23 protein-coding genes and 1 tRNA gene are annotated in these 19,085 nt (G+C 60.1%); 12 read left to right on the top strand and 12 right to left on the bottom strand.

Features of this window, described 5'->3' with window-relative positions:
* Nucleotides 1-65 precede the first annotated feature (65 nt).
* Nucleotides 66-142: transfer RNA gene (locus PAF17_RS00520), tRNA-Arg, on the bottom strand.
* A gap of 110 nt (nucleotides 143-252) precedes the next feature.
* Nucleotides 253-1,638, bottom strand: a complete 1,386-nt coding sequence (locus PAF17_RS00515) for a sensor histidine kinase (RefSeq protein WP_271887120.1) — start codon at nucleotides 1,636-1,638, stop codon at nucleotides 253-255.
* Nucleotides 1,639-1,889: 251 nt separating this feature from the next.
* Between PAF17_RS00515 and rpmH the strand changes: the two genes are divergently transcribed.
* The 11 genes from rpmH (at nucleotide 1,890) to PAF17_RS00460 (ending at nucleotide 10,446) form a co-directional block, all read left to right on the top strand.
* Nucleotides 1,890-2,024: a 50S ribosomal protein L34 gene (rpmH, locus tag PAF17_RS00510; RefSeq protein WP_089344996.1), complete on the top strand. Its 135-nt coding sequence runs from the start codon at nucleotides 1,890-1,892 to the stop codon at nucleotides 2,022-2,024.
* A 91-nt stretch (nucleotides 2,025-2,115) separates the two neighbouring features.
* Nucleotides 2,116-2,481, top strand: coding sequence for a ribonuclease P protein component (gene rnpA / locus PAF17_RS00505; protein ID WP_271887309.1), 366 nt, complete (start codon nucleotides 2,116-2,118; stop codon nucleotides 2,479-2,481).
* Nucleotides 2,478-2,756, top strand: a complete 279-nt coding sequence (yidD, locus tag PAF17_RS00500) for a membrane protein insertion efficiency factor YidD (protein ID WP_271887119.1) — start codon at nucleotides 2,478-2,480, stop codon at nucleotides 2,754-2,756. The genes rnpA and yidD overlap by 4 nt, the downstream gene beginning before the upstream one ends.
* Complete coding sequence (ttcA, locus tag PAF17_RS00495; protein ID WP_271887118.1) at nucleotides 2,743-3,615, top strand: tRNA 2-thiocytidine(32) synthetase TtcA; 873 nt, start codon at nucleotides 2,743-2,745, stop codon at nucleotides 3,613-3,615. Before yidD ends, ttcA begins: the two co-directional genes overlap by 14 nt.
* A gap of 60 nt (nucleotides 3,616-3,675) precedes the next feature.
* Nucleotides 3,676-4,968 (top strand): EAL domain-containing protein, encoded by a 1,293-nt coding sequence (locus tag PAF17_RS00490; RefSeq protein WP_271887117.1) that lies wholly within the window; start codon nucleotides 3,676-3,678, stop codon nucleotides 4,966-4,968.
* A gap of 130 nt (nucleotides 4,969-5,098) precedes the next feature.
* The gene (yidC, locus tag PAF17_RS00485; RefSeq protein ID WP_271887116.1) at nucleotides 5,099-6,958 is read left to right on the top strand and encodes a membrane protein insertase YidC; all 1,860 of its coding nucleotides are present in this window, start codon (nucleotides 5,099-5,101) and stop codon (nucleotides 6,956-6,958) included.
* Entirely contained in the window at nucleotides 6,955-7,716 is a 762-nt protein-coding gene (locus PAF17_RS00480) for an MOSC domain-containing protein (protein WP_271887115.1), read from the top strand. Before yidC ends, PAF17_RS00480 begins: the two co-directional genes overlap by 4 nt.
* Nucleotides 7,713-8,363, top strand: coding sequence for a ribosome biogenesis GTP-binding protein YihA/YsxC (gene yihA, locus PAF17_RS00475; RefSeq protein ID WP_271887114.1), 651 nt, complete (start codon nucleotides 7,713-7,715; stop codon nucleotides 8,361-8,363). Before PAF17_RS00480 ends, yihA begins: the two co-directional genes overlap by 4 nt.
* Before the next feature lie 64 nt (nucleotides 8,364-8,427).
* Entirely contained in the window at nucleotides 8,428-9,327 is a 900-nt protein-coding gene (argB, locus tag PAF17_RS00470; protein WP_271887308.1) for an acetylglutamate kinase, read from the top strand.
* Nucleotides 9,317-9,931: a ferredoxin gene (locus PAF17_RS00465; RefSeq protein ID WP_271887113.1), complete on the top strand. Its 615-nt coding sequence runs from the start codon at nucleotides 9,317-9,319 to the stop codon at nucleotides 9,929-9,931. Before argB ends, PAF17_RS00465 begins: the two co-directional genes overlap by 11 nt.
* Nucleotides 9,928-10,446: a SixA phosphatase family protein gene (locus tag PAF17_RS00460; protein ID WP_271887112.1), complete on the top strand. Its 519-nt coding sequence runs from the start codon at nucleotides 9,928-9,930 to the stop codon at nucleotides 10,444-10,446. Before PAF17_RS00465 ends, PAF17_RS00460 begins: the two co-directional genes overlap by 4 nt.
* Before the next feature lie 54 nt (nucleotides 10,447-10,500).
* On the opposite strand, the gene PAF17_RS00455 is transcribed toward PAF17_RS00460, so the two are convergent.
* From PAF17_RS00455 to PAF17_RS00420, 8 genes are all read right to left on the bottom strand, one after another.
* Nucleotides 10,501-11,517 (bottom strand): amino acid ABC transporter substrate-binding protein, encoded by a 1,017-nt coding sequence (locus tag PAF17_RS00455; RefSeq protein WP_271887111.1) that lies wholly within the window; start codon nucleotides 11,515-11,517, stop codon nucleotides 10,501-10,503.
* A gap of 165 nt (nucleotides 11,518-11,682) precedes the next feature.
* Nucleotides 11,683-12,396, bottom strand: coding sequence for an ATP12 family chaperone protein (locus PAF17_RS00450; RefSeq protein WP_271887110.1), 714 nt, complete (start codon nucleotides 12,394-12,396; stop codon nucleotides 11,683-11,685).
* Complete coding sequence (locus PAF17_RS00445; protein WP_271887109.1) at nucleotides 12,393-13,049, bottom strand: HAD-IA family hydrolase; 657 nt, start codon at nucleotides 13,047-13,049, stop codon at nucleotides 12,393-12,395. Before PAF17_RS00445 ends, PAF17_RS00450 begins: the two co-directional genes overlap by 4 nt.
* Nucleotides 13,046-14,095 carry an RluA family pseudouridine synthase gene (locus PAF17_RS00440; protein WP_271887108.1) on the bottom strand — a complete coding sequence of 350 codons (1,050 nt, stop codon included), beginning with the start codon at nucleotides 14,093-14,095 and terminating at the stop codon, nucleotides 13,046-13,048. Before PAF17_RS00440 ends, PAF17_RS00445 begins: the two co-directional genes overlap by 4 nt.
* A complete protein-coding gene (gene crcB / locus PAF17_RS00435; RefSeq protein WP_271887107.1) occupies nucleotides 14,092-14,466 on the bottom strand; it encodes a fluoride efflux transporter CrcB in 375 nt (124 codons plus the stop codon). The genes PAF17_RS00440 and crcB overlap by 4 nt, the downstream gene beginning before the upstream one ends.
* Nucleotides 14,467-14,497: 31 nt before the next feature.
* Complete coding sequence (locus tag PAF17_RS00430) at nucleotides 14,498-15,817, bottom strand: replication-associated recombination protein A (RefSeq protein ID WP_271887105.1); 1,320 nt, start codon at nucleotides 15,815-15,817, stop codon at nucleotides 14,498-14,500.
* 61 nt (nucleotides 15,818-15,878) lie between these two features.
* A complete protein-coding gene (locus tag PAF17_RS00425) occupies nucleotides 15,879-16,469 on the bottom strand; it encodes an acyl-homoserine-lactone synthase (protein ID WP_271887104.1) in 591 nt (196 codons plus the stop codon).
* A gap of 64 nt (nucleotides 16,470-16,533) precedes the next feature.
* Nucleotides 16,534-17,145 (bottom strand): helix-turn-helix transcriptional regulator, encoded by a 612-nt coding sequence (locus PAF17_RS00420; RefSeq protein WP_271887103.1) that lies wholly within the window; start codon nucleotides 17,143-17,145, stop codon nucleotides 16,534-16,536.
* A 95-nt stretch (nucleotides 17,146-17,240) separates the two neighbouring features.
* Between PAF17_RS00420 and PAF17_RS00415 the strand changes: the two genes are divergently transcribed.
* On the top strand, nucleotides 17,241-17,444 hold the full coding sequence (locus tag PAF17_RS00415) for a hypothetical protein (RefSeq protein WP_271887102.1): 204 nt from the start codon (nucleotides 17,241-17,243) through the stop codon (nucleotides 17,442-17,444).
* Nucleotides 17,445-17,483: 39 nt separating this feature from the next.
* On the opposite strand, the gene rplQ is transcribed toward PAF17_RS00415, so the two are convergent.
* Nucleotides 17,484-17,897, bottom strand: coding sequence for a 50S ribosomal protein L17 (gene rplQ / locus PAF17_RS00410; RefSeq protein WP_271887101.1), 414 nt, complete (start codon nucleotides 17,895-17,897; stop codon nucleotides 17,484-17,486).
* A 111-nt stretch (nucleotides 17,898-18,008) separates the two neighbouring features.
* A complete protein-coding gene (locus tag PAF17_RS00405) occupies nucleotides 18,009-19,025 on the bottom strand; it encodes a DNA-directed RNA polymerase subunit alpha (RefSeq protein ID WP_271887100.1) in 1,017 nt (338 codons plus the stop codon).
* Between the last annotated feature and the right edge of the window lie 60 nt (nucleotides 19,026-19,085).

Here is a 19,085-nt window from a genome sequence, read left to right as displayed (position 1 = left end):
TCGCGGTGATTGGGTCAGTTTATGACGTAAAAGCCAATTTCGTCTGACGTTCTACATATGATGAATGGCGGACCCGGAGCGATTCGAACGCCCGACCCCCAGATTCGTAGTCTGGTGCTCTATCCAGCTGAGCTACGGGTCCGTCTTGAGGCGATCATCTATCGATCTGTTTCGGGGGGTGCAAGGGCAATTCGCAGAAAAAATGACCATAAAGGTAAAAAACCTTCGAGGCGGCTTTTGACCGCCCCGCGGCTAGAGTGCGCGTGGCAGGTGAATCATGAATTCACTGCCCTGTTCATCACTGCGAACAAGGTCAACCTGGCCGCCATGGCCACGGATCAGATCGGCGGCGATGGTCAGACCCAGCCCTGTTCCGCCCTTGCGCTGACTGCCTGAAAACGGCTTGAACAGATATTCCCGCGCCTTGTCCGGCAAGCCCGGTCCGGTGTCGCCCACGCGAATCCACCAACCCTGGTCTGTCTCGCCCGCGCCGATTTCCACTGTACCGCCTTCGCCCGTGCCTTCGATCGCCTGCCGGGCATTTCGCGCCAGATTGGACAGAACACGATACAACTGATCGCGATCGGCGCGAATGGTCAGGCTGGCCGGAATATCGGACAAGAACTCGACATGTCCGGCGGCCCCCGCTGCCAGGGTCTCGGCTTCGACCAGCTCTGCGACAAGCTGCGCCAGATTGAAACGCGACAACGTGGGGGCTGGTTCTTCAGCCTTGCCAAACGCCAAGGTCGTTTCACAAAGCGTTACCGCTCGGGTAATCGAGTTCAGCAATTTCGGAGCAGCGCGCGTCACCTTGGGGTCGGCGCTTTCTTCCAGTCGGTCGGCAAATATCTGCGCCGTGGTCAGGATGTTGCGCAAGTCATGGCTGATCTTGGCAACCGCCTCGCCCAGCTGGGCCATCCGCTCTTTCTGTTTCAGCGACGACGTCACCGTCTTTTGCATGGCCTCAAGCGCGGTTTCGGCGTCGCGCAGCTCGGCCAGCCGCGCATTCGGACGAATGATATGGCGCGGATCTTCCGGCGCGCCCGCATAGCCCGTCATGTGGGTGATCACCCGCCGGATCGGCACCAGAATCAGACGTTGGGCCGCGAGGTTCAGCAAAACCGCAGTCAAGATCGAGAATGCCGCCGATACCAACAGCAGGCGAAGCCCGTAATCCAGCATTGCAATACGCAGGGGCATGGTCGGCATCGTGATCTCGATCAATTGACCAGCCTGGTTGACCGGAGACCCGATCACCCGCACCACCTCATCCTTGCGGTTGAGCAGGGTGCCTACCGCGTCGTCGATCGTCTGGGCCACATCCTCATCGCGCAGGTCGTAGGTTGCGGTGACGGGCCCCGGAATGGTCGACGACAGGACAAGTTGGCGAACGTCGTCGCGCCGGAGGACGACGTTGAACACGCCGGCATTCTGCAACAGTTCCGATTCAAGATCGCTGGCCAGTGATTCGTCGGTCGCCAACAGGGCAAGGCTGGCAATCTGCGCCCGTTCCAAGCGCGATTCGAGATAGTCCAGCCGGAAACCAGCCAGAGCGGGAAGCAGAATAAAAAGTTCGGCCATCACGACGAAGATAATCGTCAACGCTGCGAATCGGCCGGAAATCGTGTTCAATCGCATCTTGTCCGGATCTAGGGCTTGGCGTTTGCCGGGCAAGGCGGCAATTGCAGTTCAAACGAAAGTGATCGCATCATGGTTCCGGGCCTGCCACGAAAACTTCGACATATAAAGGCAGCTCTTGAAGGTTGACGCCACCCCCAGTCTGCACTATCCAGCGGGCTTCGAACAACCGGCGCCTACAGCGCGGGGCTGTGACATCTTGTCTTGCCCTTAGCTGACGCCACCCGCAAGACTCGATCCGGAGAACAACCATGAAGCGCACTTTTCAACCCTCGAACCTCGTTCGTGCGCGCCGCCACGGTTTTCGCGCTCGCATGGCCACCAAAGGCGGTCGTCGTGTGCTGAATGCCCGCCGCGCCAAAGGCCGCAAGAACCTGTCGGCTTGACCCCGTCCGGCAGGATTTCCTGCCGAACATGGCCTTGGATATGCCGCCCTTGCCTGATCCCGATGCTGCAAAACAGCAAAGTGGAAACGGCATGGCGGCATTTCGCATGAACATGACCCACCGGCCAAGCCCCCCCGTGCTGACCAAGCGCGCCGACTTCCTGGCCGCAGCGCGTGCGCATCGACAGGGTATGCCCGGTTTCCTGCTGCAAGCCCGGGACCGGAAAGACGATGGCCCTGCGCGAATCGGCTATACCTGCTCGAAGAAGGTCGGCAATTCGGTTGCGCGTAACCGTGCCAAACGCCGCCTGCGCGAGGTGGCGCGGCTGAGTATGGCACCCCATCTCAGGCCGGGCTGGGATTATGTGCTGATTGGTCGCCCCAGGGCCACGGCCGAACGCGATTTCGCCGCGCTTTGCGAAGAAGCTTTGCGCGCATTGCGCAAGGTGCACCGATGACACCGCTTGCGGCCCTGTTTGCCCTGCCCGTGCGCGCGTATCGGTTGATCGCGTCGCCCTGGGTTGGCAATGGCTGCCGGTTTCAACCCACATGCTCGGCCTATGCGCTTCAGGCGCTTGAGACCCATGGCGCCGTGAAGGGTGGCTGGCTGACCTGCCGTCGTGTCTGCCGGTGCCACCCTTGGGGGGGGCAAGGTTATGATCCGGTTCCGGGCACGGATCCTTCCCATGATGGCGAAAGCGATACTGAAAGGCGCGACAATGCTGGACGATAGCGACACCACCGACATTCATCCGCTGTTTGCCGGCGCGCCCTCTTCGACCGAGTTTCGCAAGCTGCGCAAACGTTTGGTCCGCGAGACGCGCAACGCAATCGATGACTATGGAATGGCACGGCCCGGCGATCGTTGGCTTGTCTGCCTGTCCGGCGGAAAAGACAGCTATACATTGCTGGCAATCCTGCACGAACTGAAATGGCGCGGATTTCTGCCTGTCGACCTGCTGGCCTGCAATCTGGATCAAGGTCAGCCCGGCTTTCCAGCCACGGTCCTGCCCGAATTCCTGAGCAAACGTCAGGTCGCACACCGTATCGAATATCAGGACACCTACTCTATCGTGACCGACAAGGTCCCCGAGGGCCGCACCTATTGCGCGCTCTGCTCGCGATTGCGGCGCGGCAACCTGTATCGAATCGCCCGCGAGGAAGGCTGCTCGGCCGTTGTTCTTGGCCACCATCGCGACGACATTCTGGAAACGTTTTTCATGAATCTGTTTCACGGTGGGCGCCTGGCGACGATGCCGCCGAAACTGTTGAATGAACAAGGGGATCTGACTGTTCTGCGCCCCCTTGCCTATGTCGCCGAAGATGATTGTGATCGCTTTGCCCGGGCGATGAACTATCCTATCATTCCCTGCGATCTCTGCGGCAGCCAAGAGGGTTTGCAGCGCGTTCAGGTCAAGCGGATCCTGGATGAATGGGAAAAGCGAAGCCCCGGCCGCAGGCAAGTCATGTTTCGCGCCCTGATGAATATCAGGCCCTCGCATATGCTGGACCCGAAACTGTTTGATTTCGTCAACCTGTTCCCGGACGGATCCGCGTCCTCAGCAGATCTGCCTCCCAATCTGGAACATTAACGGAACAAAAAGCATTTCATCCTATACCTGCTTTCGATCCGATGCGGGAAAGGGGTTGAAATGTGGACTTGGCTGAAGCGATCCGGACAATATGCGCTGGGGCGTCTGGCGGCGGCAAAGGGCGGAAATCGCGGCCTGTTAATGTTGCGGCTTGAAAACTGCGACGATCTGCAACGTCATCTGGGCAGTGCGGCGTTCGGACAGCTGCTCGTCAGCCTGTCGATGCGCCTGAGCAGCGCAATCCGCACCGAAGATCCGGTTCGAATCGTGGCGCCCGGCCTGTTCGCCGTGACATTGCTGAACCGTGCCGAAGCCGAGGCGATGCGCATTGCGCTGCGCCTGCAACGGGACGCTCAGCATCCGGTGAATCTTGATGGTCAGGCCATCACCCCGGTTTTCAGCGGAGTCATGATCCATCCGCGCGCCGCCGACGCTCCTTCACTACCCGAAATGTCCCAGAACGCCTGTTTTCGCCTGGATTCATTGCCCGCTCACAAGATCGGGACGATCACGCTGTTCGACCACGATCCGGCGCTGTGCAGCCCTGGACTGCCCGCCAGCGTAAGCCAGGCGGTCGCCGACAATCAGATTTCCGCATATTTCCAACCTCAGATCAGCTGCCATACCGGTATGGTCACCGGGTTCGAGGCTCTGGCACGCTGGCACCACCCCTCGCGCGGAACCTTGGCACCGGGATCCTTCATGCCCGGGATGACGGAACAGGACCATCATGATCTGACCCGGACCATCCTGCGCCAATCGATTTCAGCATTGAAACAATGGGATAGGGACGGGCGGCAGGTGCCCACCGTCTCGGTCAACATTTCGAATTGCGAGCTGTCGGACCCCAGCTTCGCCACCGGCCTGCTGTGGGAGTTGGATCGTCAGGATATTCGGCCAGGCCGCCTTGTTCTGGAGGTTCTCGAAAGCGTTGCCCCCGTGACCAGTTCGCCTGCTGCACGCGAGAATCTTTCCCGCCTTTCCGAGGCCGGATGTCGCCTTGATCTGGATGACTTCGGCACCGGCTATGCCAGCCTTGACGCCATCCGGCAATTTGGGGTCAACCGCATCAAGATCGACCGCAGCTTCGTGCTTGGCTGCGATGTCGACGCAGGGCAGCAGCGCATGATTCTGGCCATCCTCGCCCTTGCCGAACGATTGGGAATTTCGACATTGGCCGAAGGTGTCGAAAGCCTCGACGAACACACATTCCTTGCGCAAATGGGTTGTGACGAGGTTCAGGGCTACGCCATCGCACGCCCCATGCCACTTCACGAAACGCAGGATTTCCTTGATGGACATCTTGCGCGCATCGACCAGCTTCCTTCATTCATCAAGCGTGATTTCGGTTAGAAAGACCTGTCTGCCAATAAATTTGCGGCGATTTTCCCTTGGAATGCAGGCAAGCCGGGCAAATGCGCTTGACCTTTCATCCCCCCTTCTGTTGAACCGGCGCGACTGACGCGATGACAGTGGTGACGGAATGGAAGACAACAACCGCAATCTGATCCTGGCGACCGTGCTGTCGTTTGTGGTGATCCTGATATGGTACACCGTCTTCGCGCCGGAACCACCGGTCGAACAGACGGACCAGCCGGCCGTCGCCGCGCAAAGCGCCGACAGCAACGCCGTGACACCTGCCTCACCGACCGGCACCACGACCGCTGATCTGGGCGCCGATCTGGGCGCAACGGCGACCGAGGCTCAGGCCGGGCGCATCGAAATCGCCTCTCCCTCGCTCGAAGGGTCGATTTCGCTTGCCGGTGGACGCATCGACGACCTGCAATTGACCAAATATCAGGAAACGCTCGACGCGGGTTCGCCCGATGTGCGCCTGCTTGCGCCATCGTCGGCGACAGCCGATCCGGCGATCGACACCACCGGCTCGAAACCGTATTACGCGGTATATGGCTGGACCCCCGGAGCAGGCACGGACCCTGCGCTGGTGCCCGGCCCTTCGACGATATGGCAGGTCGAATCCGGCGATGCGCTGGCGCCGGGACAACCGGTAACCTTGGTCTGGGACAATGGCGCCGGACAGGTCTTTCGCCGGACATTCGAGTTGGATGACAACTACCTGTTCACCGTGTCGCAATCGCTGCAGAACAATTCGGATGCGGCATTCAGTGCCGCGCCCTATGGCATCATCGCCCGCCACGGCCGTCCCGATACGCAAAACTTCTTCGTGCTTCATGAAGGCGCGGTCGGCATGTTCGACGGCGAGTTGCGCGAACTGAAATACAAGAAAATCGTCGATCTCGACCCCGTTGCCCGCGAAGGTCGCGCCGATGTCGTTCAGGTCGAAGAAAACGGCTGGGTCGGCTTTACCGACAAATACTGGATGACCACCCTCGCCCCTGCCCCCGGCCAGGCATTCACGGCAGTCGTCAAATATGCCGATGGCGCCGACATCTATCAGACCGAAGCCCGCTACCCGATGCAAACCGTGCAGCCGGGGACCGAGGCAACCGCACAGGGGTATCTGTTTGCGGGCGCGAAGGTCTGGGAGGTCATCAAGGGATACGAGCAGACGCCCGGGATCGACCGCTTCGTCGATTCAATTGACTGGGGCTGGTTCTACTTTCTGACCAAGCCGATCTTCCAGCTGCTGCATTGGTTGCATGGCCTGATCGGCAACATGGGTTGGTCGATCATCGCACTGACCTTCATTCTGAAACTGCTGGTCTTTCCGCTTGCACGCAAATCCTACATCTCGATGGCGAAGATGAAGGAATTGCAGCCGCAAATGGAGGCCATCAAAGAGCGCACCGGCGACGACCGGATGAAGTATCAGAAAGAAGTGATGGAGCTGTACAAGACCCAAAAGGTCAACCCCGCCGCGGGCTGCCTGCCGGTGCTGTTGCAGATCCCGATCTTCTTCTCGCTTTACAAGGTGATCTTTGTCACGATCGAACTGCGCCACGCCCCCTGGATCGGCTGGATCCGCGACCTTTCGGCACCCGATCCCTCCAGCCTGCTGAACATCTTTGGCCTGCTGCCCTTCGCCCCGCCCGCCCAAGGCACGCTGCTGCATTCGCTGTCGCTGCCCGCGCTGGCGATCGCCCTGGGTATCAGCATGTGGATGCAACAGCGGCTGAACCCGACCCCGACCGATCCGGCGCAAAAGATGATCTTTGCCTGGATGCCGTGGATCTTCATGTTCATGCTGGGCGGCTTTGCCTCGGGTCTGGTCCTGTACTGGATCACGAACAACACGATCACGATCATCCAACAATATTCGATCATGTCGATGCATGGCCATCGCCCCGACCTGTTTGGAAACATCATGGCCTCGATGCCGGGAAGGAAATCCAAGCAGGACGGCAAGGATAGCGGCAAGTGATCGCCACGCTGACCCGGATTCAGCGCCATCCGATCAAAACGCTCGGGCATGAGGTTCTGGATCGGGTCAGTCTTCAGGCCGGTCGCCGAATACCCGGCGACCGGGAATGGGCCGTGCTGACCGAAGCCGGTGAACGCCACGCCCAAATCAGCCAGTCCGACGGGCAGCCGGATCGCTGGCTGCCGAAATCCTGCTTCCTGCGCGGGGTCTCTGCGCCGCCACTTCAGGCAGTCCGCGGAGGTTGGCGAGGGCAGAAGATCGCCCTGACCCACCCCGAACGGCCGGATCTGACCTTCGACCCCCAGCTTGAAGAAGAGCGGCTGGTCGAATGGCTTGGCCCCCTGTGGCCTGCAAAGGCCCCGCGACCGACCCGGCTGATCAAGGGCGCGGCAATCTGGACCGATTCGAAATGGCCTTGGATTTCGATCCTGTCCCAAGACAGCCTGACCGAACTTGAGCAAAAAACCGGAAAGAAACTGGGGACGGATCGCTGGCGCGGGAATCTTTGGATCGAAGGTTTGCAACCATTCCAGGAAAGAGAACTGGTCGGCCAAGTCATCCGGATCGGCGAAACCGAACTGCGCGTAACCGATCATATCGGCCGATGTGCTGCGACAAATGTCGATACCACGACAGGGGCCCCGGATATCGATATGGTGGACATGCTGGCCCAATTATATGGACATACCGATTTCGGGATCTTCGCCGAAGTCGTCACAGGTGGAACAATCACTGTTGGAGATGAGGTCGCGCAATGAAAGTATCTTTCCCCGTCGCGTCCGAGCCGGAACATCATGTCGCTGAACAAGCCCGGCAACTCTTTGCGGGCCCGGTCGATTTCCTGAAGGGTGTCGTGGCGATGGACGGTCTGCCACCGGCAGATCGCCCCGAAGTGTGTTTCGCTGGCCGCAGCAACGTCGGAAAATCAAGCCTGATCAACGCACTGACCGGAAGAAAGGGCATCGCCCGCGCATCGAACACGCCCGGCCGGACACAAGAGATCAACTATTTCACGCTGGGACAGCAAGCCTATCTGGTCGATTTGCCGGGATATGGCTTTGCCAAGGCTCCGGTCGCCATCGTGGCGAAATGGCAGGCTTTGCTGAAAAGCTATCTGGCCGGGCGGCAGACATTGCGGCGGGCCTTTTGCCTGATCGATGCCAGGCACGGGGTCAAACCCGTCGATCATGAGATCATGCAGCTGCTGGACAAATCGGCCGTTCCCTTTCAGGTCGTGCTGACCAAGGCAGACAAGTTGGGCCCGAATGCCATCAAACCGGTGCTGGCCCAGGTCGAAGCAGAGCTGCAAAAGCATCCGGCCGCATTCCCAGAACTGGTCGTCACGTCTTCCGAAAAGGGCGCGGGCATCGCAACGCTTCGCGCGATCATCGCCGGGCTGGACTGACCGTAACGAGGGTTCTAGGGTCCGCGTCGTTGTATAGGGGCCACGAAAGATGAGAACGCAGAAAATGAACCGTGACTGGATCGCAACCGCCCGCACCCTGTCCGAGGCCCTGCCCTATCTGCAACGCTATTCAGGCGCGGTAGTCGTGGTCAAATTCGGCGGCAACGCCATGGGCGATGACGAAGCGATGGCAGAATTCGCACGCGATATCGTGTTGATGAAGCAGGTCGGCATGAACCCGATCGTGTGTCACGGCGGCGGACCGATGATCAATGACCTGCTGGGCAAGCTGGGCATCGAAAGCAAGTTTGTCCGGGGCAAACGCGTGACCACCAAGGAAACCGTCGAAGTTGTGGAAATGGTCTTGTCCGGCCTGGTCAACAAGCGGATCGTTCAGGCGATCAACGACGCGGGCGGTCGCGCCGTTGGCATCAGCGGCAAGGATGACGACATGATGGTCTGTGACGCCGACGACCCGGAACTGGGTTTTGTTGGCCGCCCGATCGAAATGAACGTCCAGATCATTCGCGACCTTTATGGCGCGGGCATGATCCCGGTCATCGCACCAGTCGCGACAGGCATGGCGGACAACGAAACCTTCAACGTCAATGGCGACACCGCTGCAGGCGCGATCGCCGGCGCGCTGAAGGCGGACCGGCTGCTGTTGCTGACGGATGTCGCAGGCGTCAAGGATGCGTCGGGCGAGGTCGTCACGCAGCTGCACCCCGATCAGGTGCGTGACATGATCGCCGACGGCCAGATCGCCGGCGGCATGATTCCCAAAACCGAAACCGCGCTGAAGGCCCTGCAAGACGGGGTGCGTGCCGTGGTTATTCTGGACGGGCGCGTCCCCAATGCCTGCCTGCTTGAGCTGTTCACCGAACATGGCGCGGGCAGCCTGATCCGTTCGACCGAACCACGCGTCACACCGCGCGGCCTCCGGCAGGGTGAGGATGGTCTCTGACGACCTTCCCACGCCGCCCGACGGGCTGCGGATCGCGGGATATGCGCCCTGTGCGGAAGGCGCGGTCATATTGCTGGCCCCTGACGAACCGAGCTTCTGGACAATATTCTGCCGCTCGACGGAATTTCTGGACGGACAACCCGATCCCATGGATCGTTGGTCGCGCCGCGTGGTCACGCAATGGGCGGCCGGGTGGGCGGCCAAAGCGGTATTTCCGTCCGATGGTCCGCCCTATGCGTCCTTTCTGGATTGGGCCCGCGCCAGCGGGACATGCTGGGCTTCGCCCGTCGGTATGCTGGTGCATCACGAGATGGGGTTGTTCATCAGCTTTCGCGCAGCAATCATCCTGGAACATCCGCTACCGGCCCCACCCCAATCAACATCGCCCTGCATATCCTGCCACGCCCCTTGCCTGACGGCTTGTCCCGCCGACGCATTTCAGGGCAGCTATGACGCCAGCCGGTGCCATGATTTTCTGGATAGTCCCGCCGGCGACGAGTGCATGAATGCCGGTTGTCGTGTCAGACGTGCTTGCCCGATTGGCAAAGGCTGTGGCAGGCTGCCTGAACAATCTGCATGGCATATGAGGCAGTTCCATAGATGACACCGATCGGACACAAGAGATTGATCCTGACGCGCCATGCCAAATCGGCATGGGATGATCCCACCCTGGCGGATCATGATCGGCCGCTGAACGACCGTGGACGTCGCTCAGCATTGGCGTTGGGGGACTGGATGGCCAGTCGCGGATACGAACCGGAAGAGATCCTGTGTTCCACGGCAAAACGTACGCAGGAAACATGGGCAATGGTTGCAGGTGCCCCGCTGGAGGTGCGCCCCTTGCTGCGGCTGGAACCCGGATTATACCATGCCGGCCCCGAGAAAATGCTGGCAATGCTGCGCACCGCCAGCCATCCCACCGTCATGATGATCGGGCATAATCCGGGCATATCGGAATTCGCGGCATTGTTGCCGGCCCGCCCGCCGCTGGACCCCGATTTTCGCAGATATCCAACCGCCGCGACGCTGGTCGTCGATTTCCAGGTGGACAGTTGGGCCGACGTTCAGCCGGGGTTGGGCAGTGTGATGGACTTTGTCAGGCTGGACGGGCGTCGCTAGCCGCAGCGCCCCTCTCATCCGCTATGGCGTTTCGCCGGGCCTGAAGAATCGGGCCTAGCGAAACGGCGGCGCGTATAGCAGCCCGCCTTGTGTCCATTGCGCGTTCAGGCCCCGCGCAAGGCCAATCGGGGTCTGTTCACCGATATTGGCGGCAAAGATTTCGCCGTAATTTCCGCGCGCCTGCACGGCCCGCTTGGCCCATTCATTGTCCAGGCCAAGCTTTGCACCCAAATCTCCTTCCACACCCAGAAGGCGCCGAACTTCGGGATTGGTCGAGGCCTTGATCAACTCCTCGATATTTTTCGAGGTCACGCCAAATTCTTCGGCGGCGACCAAGGCATACAATGTCCACCGAACGACATCAGCCCAACGGCCATCGGCCTGGCGGACGATCGGGCCAAGCGGTTCCTTCGAGATGATTTCCGGCAGGACGATATGGTTTTCTGGATCGGCAAATGCCGCCCGCGTGGCCGCCAGCCCCGAAGCATCGGTCGTATAGGCATCGCATTCGCCCGAGGTATAGCTTTGTTCACCTTCGGCATCACTGGACACATCGACCTGATCCAGCGTCATCCCGTTGATCTTGAAATAATCGGCCAGGTTCTGTGCGCTGGTCGAACCGCGCTGAACGCATATGGACACGCTGTCCAGTTCCTTGACCGAGGTCACGCCCAGTTCCTTGCGAACCATAAAGCCTTGACCATCATAATAATTTACGCCGGCGAATTCCAGTTCCAGCTCGACATCGCGCGAGAAGGTCCAGGTCGAGTTTCGCGCCAGAAGGTCAACTTCGCCTTCCGCAAGCTTGGTGAAACGGCTTTCCAGATCCAGCGGCACGAAACGAACCTTCGAGGGATCCTTCAGCACCGCAGCAGCGACCGCCTTGCAGAAAGCCACGTCAAATCCCGTCCAGTTCCCGTTCGCATCAGGCGATGCGAAACCAGCCAGACCGGGATTGACCCCGCAAGTCAGCTCGTCCCGCGCGATAATATCGTCCAGCAGATCGGCCGATGCCGCCCCTGCCCAGAATGTGCCTGCGGCTGCTGCCCCCAGAAATGCCCGTTTGATCATCATTGCCCCTTTAACGGGTTTGCAGGCACCACGTGCCGGTCTTGCCTCGTTGCGATTATGCCTGTCCTCAATCGGAAATCATCGCAAAGCGACGCGATTTGGATCAGGCAGTATTTTGCCGATACGCCCCTTTAGGTCAAGCGACGTATCGCCGAAACTGCGTTTTCAACCTGTGCGAGACAGATCCCAGAACCGTGCAGCCGCGCGTATCCCGGCCAATCTGTTTTCGGCCGCCGTCGCGGCTTCTTCGTCCTGCCCCCACTGACTGTTCTGATAGGCTTCGTCGATCCGCGACACTCGGTGCGCCTCATCCGCGTCCAGATGCCCACGGGTCACGGCAAGCCCGATGACCAACGACCCCGGTAGCGTGACCAGATCATGCAGGGCGGTCAGCCCGAATACATCCACCGCGTGAACCGCTTGCCGCAAGGCGCGCAATGACGCCGGATCCTGCGCGATGGGAATCACCCCTTGCGTCGGGTTCAACCGTGCACCCAGATCATCCGCAGCCCATTCGATCAGGGGCTCCCAGGCCAGCGATTGCTGCGCAACCAGATCATCCGGATGATCCGCGCGATAGCAGATCAGATCAGTGCCCCCATATTCGGCCAGCATGTCGGCGACATCGGCAAATTGCGGCGTGACCTTTTCGATGGCCGAGTTCGCAGCCCGCGTCAGCGGCATGCTGCCCGGATCGATCACGTCCGCCTGCGCCTGCCATTCGCTGGCGATGGCGTCGGCAAGCCCACGGGTCGGCAGCACCAGCCCCTTTTTGCCCGGGGTCCGCAAGACGCGATCATCCAGCAGGATCTCGTGCCCGCCTTCGCATTCCCGCACCGCAATTTCATCCCAGAACTTCCGGGCCTTCCATTCGTTCATGCCATCCACTCTTCGATCAAGTCTTCCAACATGGAAAAATCCCGCGCGACCGCACTGGCTCCTGCCTGCGTCAGAGCCGCATCGGGGTGATAGCCCCATGCCACACCCAGTGCTGCAACCCCGGCCCCCCGTGCCATTTCCATGTCAAATGTCGTGTCGCCAACCATCACCGTCTCGGTCACCGCCGCGCCGGATTCAGCCATGGCGGCCACCAGCATTTCCGGGTTCGGCTTCGAGGGATGATCATCCGCCGTCTGAAGTGATACGAACCGGTTCGTCAGGCCATGCGCCTCGAGCAGCGCCGACAATCCCCGGCGCGACTTTCCGGTGGCAACCGCCAGCAATACGTCGTCCCGCGCACCCAGACGTCCCAGACAAGCCAGCGCACCAGGGTAAAGCGGCGCATCCTTCGCCAAGCGCGCCTGCAGATAGGCCGCCTTGTAGCAGGACAGGATCCGCGCCTGCGTTGGCGCATCGGCTTCGGGCGCGATCTGGGCAATTGCCGCAGGCAGGGACAATCCGACCGTTCCCAGGATTCGTGGGCGGGAAACAGGTTCCAGCCCGGCAAATTCCAGCGCGCGTGACATGGCGCCGTGGATGTGATGCTGACTGTCGACCAGCGTCCCATCCACATCGAATACGATCAGCCTCATTCCCCCTCCTGAAAGGGGTCATCGGGGACGTCACCCTCATGCCATCCAAGCGTTTTCCAGGTGCGTGACATATGGTCGGGCAGTGGTGCGACCAGCGTCAGGCGCTTGCCCGTAATCGGGTGGTCAAAACTGATGCTTCGGGCGTGAAGATGCAGTTTGCGACTGATTTCGCCACCCAGTTGCGCACCCCAGCCATCACCCAGGTTTTCCTGACCCGAGCCGCCGTATTTTCCGTCCCCCACGATCGGGTGGCCAAGTTCCGCCATATGCGCACGCAACTGATGCGTGCGCCCCGTTATCGGCACCAAGGCGCACCAACTGGTGCGTGTTCCCAGCGCGTCAAGCACCGCATAGTCAGTCGTGGCCCGCTTGGCGCCCTCGGTCGAGGCAATGTCGCGTGGCATCACGGCGCGCATCTTTTCACCTTCGCCACCCCGGCCATGCCCGCTCGCCTTGACCAGACCATAGCGCACGGTGCCCATACGCGGCGCCGGAACGCCAGCCACAGCCGCCCAATAGATCTTGCGGGTGGTGCGGGCGCGAAATGCCTCGGACAGCGCGCGCGCAACCCGATCCGTTCGCGCCAGAAGCAAGACACCCGAGGTGTCCTTGTCCAGCCGGTGAACCAGCTTCGGACGATCCTTGTATCCAAACATCAGGGCCGCGGCCAAACCATCGACATGCCGGTTCCCCTGGCCGCTTCCGCCCTGGCTTGGCAGACCGGCCGGCTTGTTCAATGCGATGACGTGCTGATCCTTCCACAACACCGCGGCCTGGATCATCTGTTCATCAGACGGGGCGATGCGCGGCCCCGCAGGCCCTGGCGCTGCGGGACGTGCGTCCGGCAGTGGCGGCACACGAATATCCTGTCCGGTCTCGACCCGCGCCGCTGCCTTGACGCGCCCCCCGTCCACCCGCAGCTGCCCCGTTCGGCACATCTTCTCGACTGCGCCCTGACTTAGCTGGGGAAATCGCTTCTTAAGCCAGCGATCCAACCGTTGCCCATCGTCATCCTCGGTGATGCGAATGGTCTGAACCTTGCTCATGACCAGAACCCTCTGCCAATCGCCAACCCCGCAATCACCGCCAGCAGCGACAGGATCACGGAACCGAACACATAAATCATTGCCGCACCGGTTTGTCCGCGTTCCCACAACGTCAGCGCATCCAGCGAGAATGCCGAAAACGTCGTGAAACCGCCCAGCATTCCTGTCAACAAAAGAGGTGCATAATGGTTGCCAAGCCGATGCGCCAGCAGGATTGCCAACACTCCCATGGCCAGGCTACCCAGCACGTTCACTGCGACCGTCGCGACGGGAAAGCCCGGCCCGTGCCAGGCAATACACCGATACACGCCATAACGCGCCGTGGCGCCCATCGCACCGCCAATAGCAACCTGGAGAAACGGGTTCATCATGGCGTGGTCCTGTGACGATGCGCGATCAAAGTCAACCGCCGCGCTTCAAACGCCGGGACACAAACCAGTCAAGTCTCTTCTTCAACTCCCTTTCAAAGCCGCGCTCGACCGGCGTGTAAAGCACCGGGCGTTTCATGCCATCGGGGAAATAATTCTGCCCCGAAAACCCGTCTTCTGCATCGTGATCATAGGCATAGCCCAGGCCGTAGCCCTGTTCCTTCATCATCTTTGTCGGAGCGTTCAGGATATGGGCCGGCGGCATCAGGCTGCCGGTGCGGCGCGCCTCGGCACGCGCGCCCTTATAGGCGACATATCCGGCATTGGATTTCGGCGCGAGGGCCAGATAGATCACTGCCTGCGCCAGGGCCAACTCGCCCTCGGGGCTGCCCAATCGTTCATACATGGCCCAGGCGTCCAGGCATTGCCGGGCCGCAGCGGGATCAGCCAGACCGATATCCTCGACAGCCATGCGCGCGATCCGGCGGGCCAGATAGCGCGGATCCTCGCCCCCTTCGAGCATCCGCCCGAACCAGTAAAGGGCAGCGTCCGGATCACTGCCACGAACTGATTTGTGCAGGGCCGAAATCAGGTTGTAATGCTCATCGCCGGACTTGTCGTATTTGGCCGCGCGGCGCATCAAACGCTGCGCCATCGCCTGCTGGTCAAGCGGTGCGTCAGTGTTCCATGCGGCAACCTGTTCAATCAGGTTCAGCGCGGCGCGACCATCACCATCCGCCATCTCGAGCAGGTTACTGCGGGCGTCCGGGGTCAGCGGCAGCTTGCGCCCGAGTTCGGATTCCGCACGTTGCGCCAACCGTTCCAGTTCGCCCAAGGACAACCGCTCAAGCACGATGACCTGGGCGCGCGACATGACGGCAGCGTTCAACTCGAACGAGGGGTTTTCCGTGGTCGCCCCGACAAGAAGAATGGTGCCGTCTTCCATATGTGGAAGAAAGCTGTCTTGCTGCGCCTTGTTGAAACGATGGATTTCGTCCACGAACAGCAACGTGCCGTGGCCTTGTTCCCGCCGCAGGCGCGCAGACTCGAACACTTTGCGAAGATCGGGCACACCTGTGAAAATAGCGCTGATCTGCACGAATTTCAGGTCGGTTTCATCCGCGAGAAGACGGGCAATCGTGGTCTTACCTACGCCCGGCGGCCCCCACAGGATCAATGAGGACAGGCTGCCGGAAGACAGCATCGACCCAAGCGGCCCATCCGGGCCAAGGACCTTTTCCTGACCGATCACATCGCTCATGCGCACCGGGCGAATGCGATCGGCCAAGGGCCTTGCCGCAACCTTGGGCGGCACTGTCGGTGTCTCGGGAGAGTTGTCGAATAAATCTGCCATGGCCATCACATAATATGGCGCAGATCAAATAACCAACACTCCCTTGCTTCGCGGCGGATGTTTAATGCATCTTGCCCGACAGATCGATCGACACGCATTGGAACTCGCCATCGTCGATCCACATCTTGCGGCCCATTGCATGCGCTTCCAGTCCGCAGCGGCCATACCAGCGGGGCCAGCTGGAACCGGTCAACGCGATCAGGCGGGTCGCGCCCAGTTCGCGGGCGGCACCAGTCATGGCGTCAACCATCTTGAAGTGGACACGGCGGCGCAGGCTTTGCGGAATGGCGTGGTTCACGAAAACACGCGAACATTCCCAAGTCTGCTCTTCGACCGGCGCCTTTTCATCAAGAAGATCCTGGGGGATCGAACCGCCAAGAATGCCTTCCTGGGCGTCACGGATCATATAGCTGTAGATCCCGCAACGTGCGGTTGTCGGCGTCAGGCGGATACCGGCCAGAACATCGCCCTTGTCATGGATCGCGATCCACCGGCTTTGCGGAGTATCGTATTGATCGAATTCCATGTCATCCGCTTCGGGCAGATCCCAGTTCTTCTGGATGATGAAGCTCTGCTTGCGGGCGCGGAACAGGTTGGCGAACAGTTCGCCGTGGTTGTGAAGGTTCGAGAATGAAAGCGTGGTCGTCTGCATTTTAAACGTACTCCTGGGGTGTGAGGATACCCCTCACCGCCTCACGGTTCCCCTGGGCGAACGCCTATAACAGTCGGTATTCCTTGGCCCGTTGCAACGCTTCGGCAGTGGTCCGGGCCTTCAGTCTTTCACGGACCGAGATCAGTCTTGCCTTAAACGCGCTTTCGGTAATGCCAAGTTTGGCTGCCGCTGCCGCATGACGATCGCCCTCCGCGATGCAACGAAGGGCTTCTTTCTGAGCCTTTGTAAGGCTCGCCGGCGGCTCTGTGATTTCGTGGAGCCGTCGAACCGTTGTCGAGATCTCGACGATCTCGTCATCTGTAAATTCTCGATCATCACGGCCAAAGCTCGCGATGGTTCGGGATGCAATTGGACCGTGTGATACTGTCAGACCAAAAGTCAGGCCATGATCGGCCGCGTCCTTCAGAATGTTGAACGGATCTGGAATGGGCAGGCTGGACCATCTGCATGCTCCCGTTGTGGAAAACCCCCAAGCAATCGTCGGATCCCGCAAGGCATAGCCATTCTCGGAATAGAATTCCGACCAGTCTTCAGGATAGGTCTGAAACTGCATCAATGGTGCGGCAAAGCGGATGTGCAGGCCAACGAAATAGCCTGATGGGGCAAGGCTGCCCAGTTTTCGCAATGCTGCGTTTATGTCTGCGCGTGATGACATGACTTTTTAGACAAATTGCATTGGTTACCGTCAACGTTCAAAATAATCATGGACCAATTTAGTTGCTAGTCTATTAACCGCTTGAGGTGCATGTAATGTTGCATTTGGTCGAGCCTTGGCGCCTGCCGGATGATATTGCCGAACAATTACAAGCTCTTGCCAATTCCGGCCAATTGAACAAAAAAGAGCTTCTCGAGGTCGAAACTGCGCTTTTGCATCGACTTTCACAGCCTGCAATTTGCCATAAGCCCATATCAACACAGAAAAACGCCCCGCAACTTCCGTCACGGGGCGTCTGATTCGCGTGTCTGGCCCTGTGCGCCAGGACTATGACAGAATCACTCTTCGGCTTCTGCCTCGAGGCGGGCGCGATCAGCGGCGCCTTTGGCCGACGCATCGCGATCCACGAATTCGATGATCGCCATCGGCGCCATGTCGCCATAGCGGAAGCCGGCTTTCAGAACGCGCACATAGCCGCCCTGACGATCCTTGAAACGCTCTCCCAGAACGTCGAACAGTTTGGCGACATGCTGGTCCTGCTTCAGCTGAGAGGCAGCCTGACGACGGGCGTGCAGATCGCCGCGTTTTGCCAGGGTGATCAGCTTTTCGACGATCGGACGCAGTTCTTTCGCCTTGGGCAGGGTCGTCTTGATCTGCTCATGCTCGATCAGCGAGCCGGCCATGTTGGCGAACAGGGCCTTGCGGTGTTCGTGGGTACGGTTGAGGCGGCGATAGCCACGTGCGTGACGCATGATGTTTCTCCTTTGACGTCTTTTGCTTTGTCTGGCGGCCCATGCGTGCGGACCGCTCTCCTTGGGGCGGAATGCCCGGTGTGGCGGGGGCCGAAGCCCCCGACCGAATTCTTAGAACTGGTCGTCGAAACGCTTGGCCAGATCCTCGATGTTTTCCGGCGGCCAGTCGACGACATCCATGCCCAGATGCAGGCCCATGCCCGACAGGACTTCCTTGATCTCGTTCAGCGACTTGCGGCCGAAGTTCGGGGTGCGCAGCATCTCGGCTTCGGTTTTCTGGATCAAATCGCCGATATAGACGATATTGTCGTTCTTCAGGCAGTTTGCCGAACGGACCGACAGTTCCAGCTCGTCGACCTTTTTCAGCAGGCGCGGATCGAATTCCAGACCGTCGTCATTGTCCTGACGGCTTGCCGATTCCGGCTCGTCGAAGTTCACGAAGACCGACAGCTGGTCCTGAACGATGCGGGCCGCATAAGCGACGGCATCTTCCGGGGTCAGCGAACCGTCGGTTTCGATCTTCATGGTCAGCTTGTCATAGTCCAGCACCTGACCTTCGCGGGTCGGCGTGACTTCATAGCTGACACGCTTGACGGGCGAGAAGATGGCATCGATCGGGATCAGGCCGATCGGCGCGTCCTCGGGACGGTTCTTGTCGGCGGCAACATAGCCCTTGCCCGTCGCAACGGTCAGTTCCATGTTCAGATCGGCACCGTCATCCAGATGGCAGATCACGTGATCGCGGTTCAGGATGGTGATACCAGCCGTTTCCTGAATGGCGCTGGCCTTGACCTCACCCGGGCCCTTGGCGGTCAGGGTCAGGCGCTTGGGGCCTTCGACGTCCATCTTCAGGGTCACACCCTTCAGATTCAGGACGATATCGGTGACATCCTCACGCACGCCGGCAACGCTGCTGAACTCATGCAGGACATTGTCGATCTGAACCGAAGTGATCGCCGCACCTTGCAGAGACGACAGCAGCACACGGCGCAGTGCGTTGCCAAGCGTCAGGCCAAAGCCACGCTCAAGCGGTTCGGCAACCACGGTGGCCGTGCGGGTCGCATCAGCACCCGGCTTGACGACCAGTTGCGTCGGCTTGATCAGCTCTGCCCAATTCTTGTGGATCATGGATTTTCCTCCATACTTGTTCCCGGCTCATGACCAAGACCGGAAACGCCCGAGGTTAAA

Source organism: Paracoccus onchidii, assembly GCF_028294535.1.
GTDB classification, from domain to species: domain Bacteria; phylum Pseudomonadota; class Alphaproteobacteria; order Rhodobacterales; family Rhodobacteraceae; genus Paracoccus; species Paracoccus onchidii.
The sequence above is the reverse complement of the archived record's forward strand: the minus strand, read 5'-3'. Positions and strand labels throughout refer to the sequence as shown.

Coding starts and splice junctions, on each gene's coding strand:
- PAF17_RS00515 (WP_271887120.1), bottom strand. CDS start 1,638: ATGCGATTGAACACGATTTCCGGCCGATTCGCAGCGTTGACGATTATC.
- rpmH (WP_089344996.1), top strand. CDS start 1,890: ATGAAGCGCACTTTTCAACCCTCGAACCTCGTTCGTGCGCGCCGCCAC.
- rnpA (WP_271887309.1), top strand. CDS start 2,116: ATGGCGGCATTTCGCATGAACATGACCCACCGGCCAAGCCCCCCCGTG.
- yidD (WP_271887119.1), top strand. CDS start 2,478: ATGACACCGCTTGCGGCCCTGTTTGCCCTGCCCGTGCGCGCGTATCGG.
- ttcA (WP_271887118.1), top strand. CDS start 2,743: ATGCTGGACGATAGCGACACCACCGACATTCATCCGCTGTTTGCCGGC.
- PAF17_RS00490 (WP_271887117.1), top strand. CDS start 3,676: ATGTGGACTTGGCTGAAGCGATCCGGACAATATGCGCTGGGGCGTCTG.
- yidC (WP_271887116.1), top strand. CDS start 5,099: ATGGAAGACAACAACCGCAATCTGATCCTGGCGACCGTGCTGTCGTTT.
- yihA (WP_271887114.1), top strand. CDS start 7,713: ATGAAAGTATCTTTCCCCGTCGCGTCCGAGCCGGAACATCATGTCGCT.
- argB (WP_271887308.1), top strand. CDS start 8,428: ATGAACCGTGACTGGATCGCAACCGCCCGCACCCTGTCCGAGGCCCTG.
- PAF17_RS00465 (WP_271887113.1), top strand. CDS start 9,317: ATGGTCTCTGACGACCTTCCCACGCCGCCCGACGGGCTGCGGATCGCG.
- PAF17_RS00460 (WP_271887112.1), top strand. CDS start 9,928: ATGACACCGATCGGACACAAGAGATTGATCCTGACGCGCCATGCCAAA.
- PAF17_RS00455 (WP_271887111.1), bottom strand. CDS start 11,517: ATGATCAAACGGGCATTTCTGGGGGCAGCAGCCGCAGGCACATTCTGG.
- PAF17_RS00450 (WP_271887110.1), bottom strand. CDS start 12,396: ATGAACGAATGGAAGGCCCGGAAGTTCTGGGATGAAATTGCGGTGCGG.
- PAF17_RS00445 (WP_271887109.1), bottom strand. CDS start 13,049: ATGAGGCTGATCGTATTCGATGTGGATGGGACGCTGGTCGACAGTCAG.
- PAF17_RS00440 (WP_271887108.1), bottom strand. CDS start 14,095: ATGAGCAAGGTTCAGACCATTCGCATCACCGAGGATGACGATGGGCAA.
- crcB (WP_271887107.1), bottom strand. CDS start 14,466: ATGATGAACCCGTTTCTCCAGGTTGCTATTGGCGGTGCGATGGGCGCC.
- PAF17_RS00430 (WP_271887105.1), bottom strand. CDS start 15,817: ATGGCAGATTTATTCGACAACTCTCCCGAGACACCGACAGTGCCGCCC.
- PAF17_RS00425 (WP_271887104.1), bottom strand. CDS start 16,469: ATGCAGACGACCACGCTTTCATTCTCGAACCTTCACAACCACGGCGAA.
- PAF17_RS00420 (WP_271887103.1), bottom strand. CDS start 17,145: ATGTCATCACGCGCAGACATAAACGCAGCATTGCGAAAACTGGGCAGC.
- PAF17_RS00415 (WP_271887102.1), top strand. CDS start 17,241: ATGTTGCATTTGGTCGAGCCTTGGCGCCTGCCGGATGATATTGCCGAA.
- rplQ (WP_271887101.1), bottom strand. CDS start 17,897: ATGCGTCACGCACGTGGCTATCGCCGCCTCAACCGTACCCACGAACAC.
- PAF17_RS00405 (WP_271887100.1), bottom strand. CDS start 19,025: ATGATCCACAAGAATTGGGCAGAGCTGATCAAGCCGACGCAACTGGTC.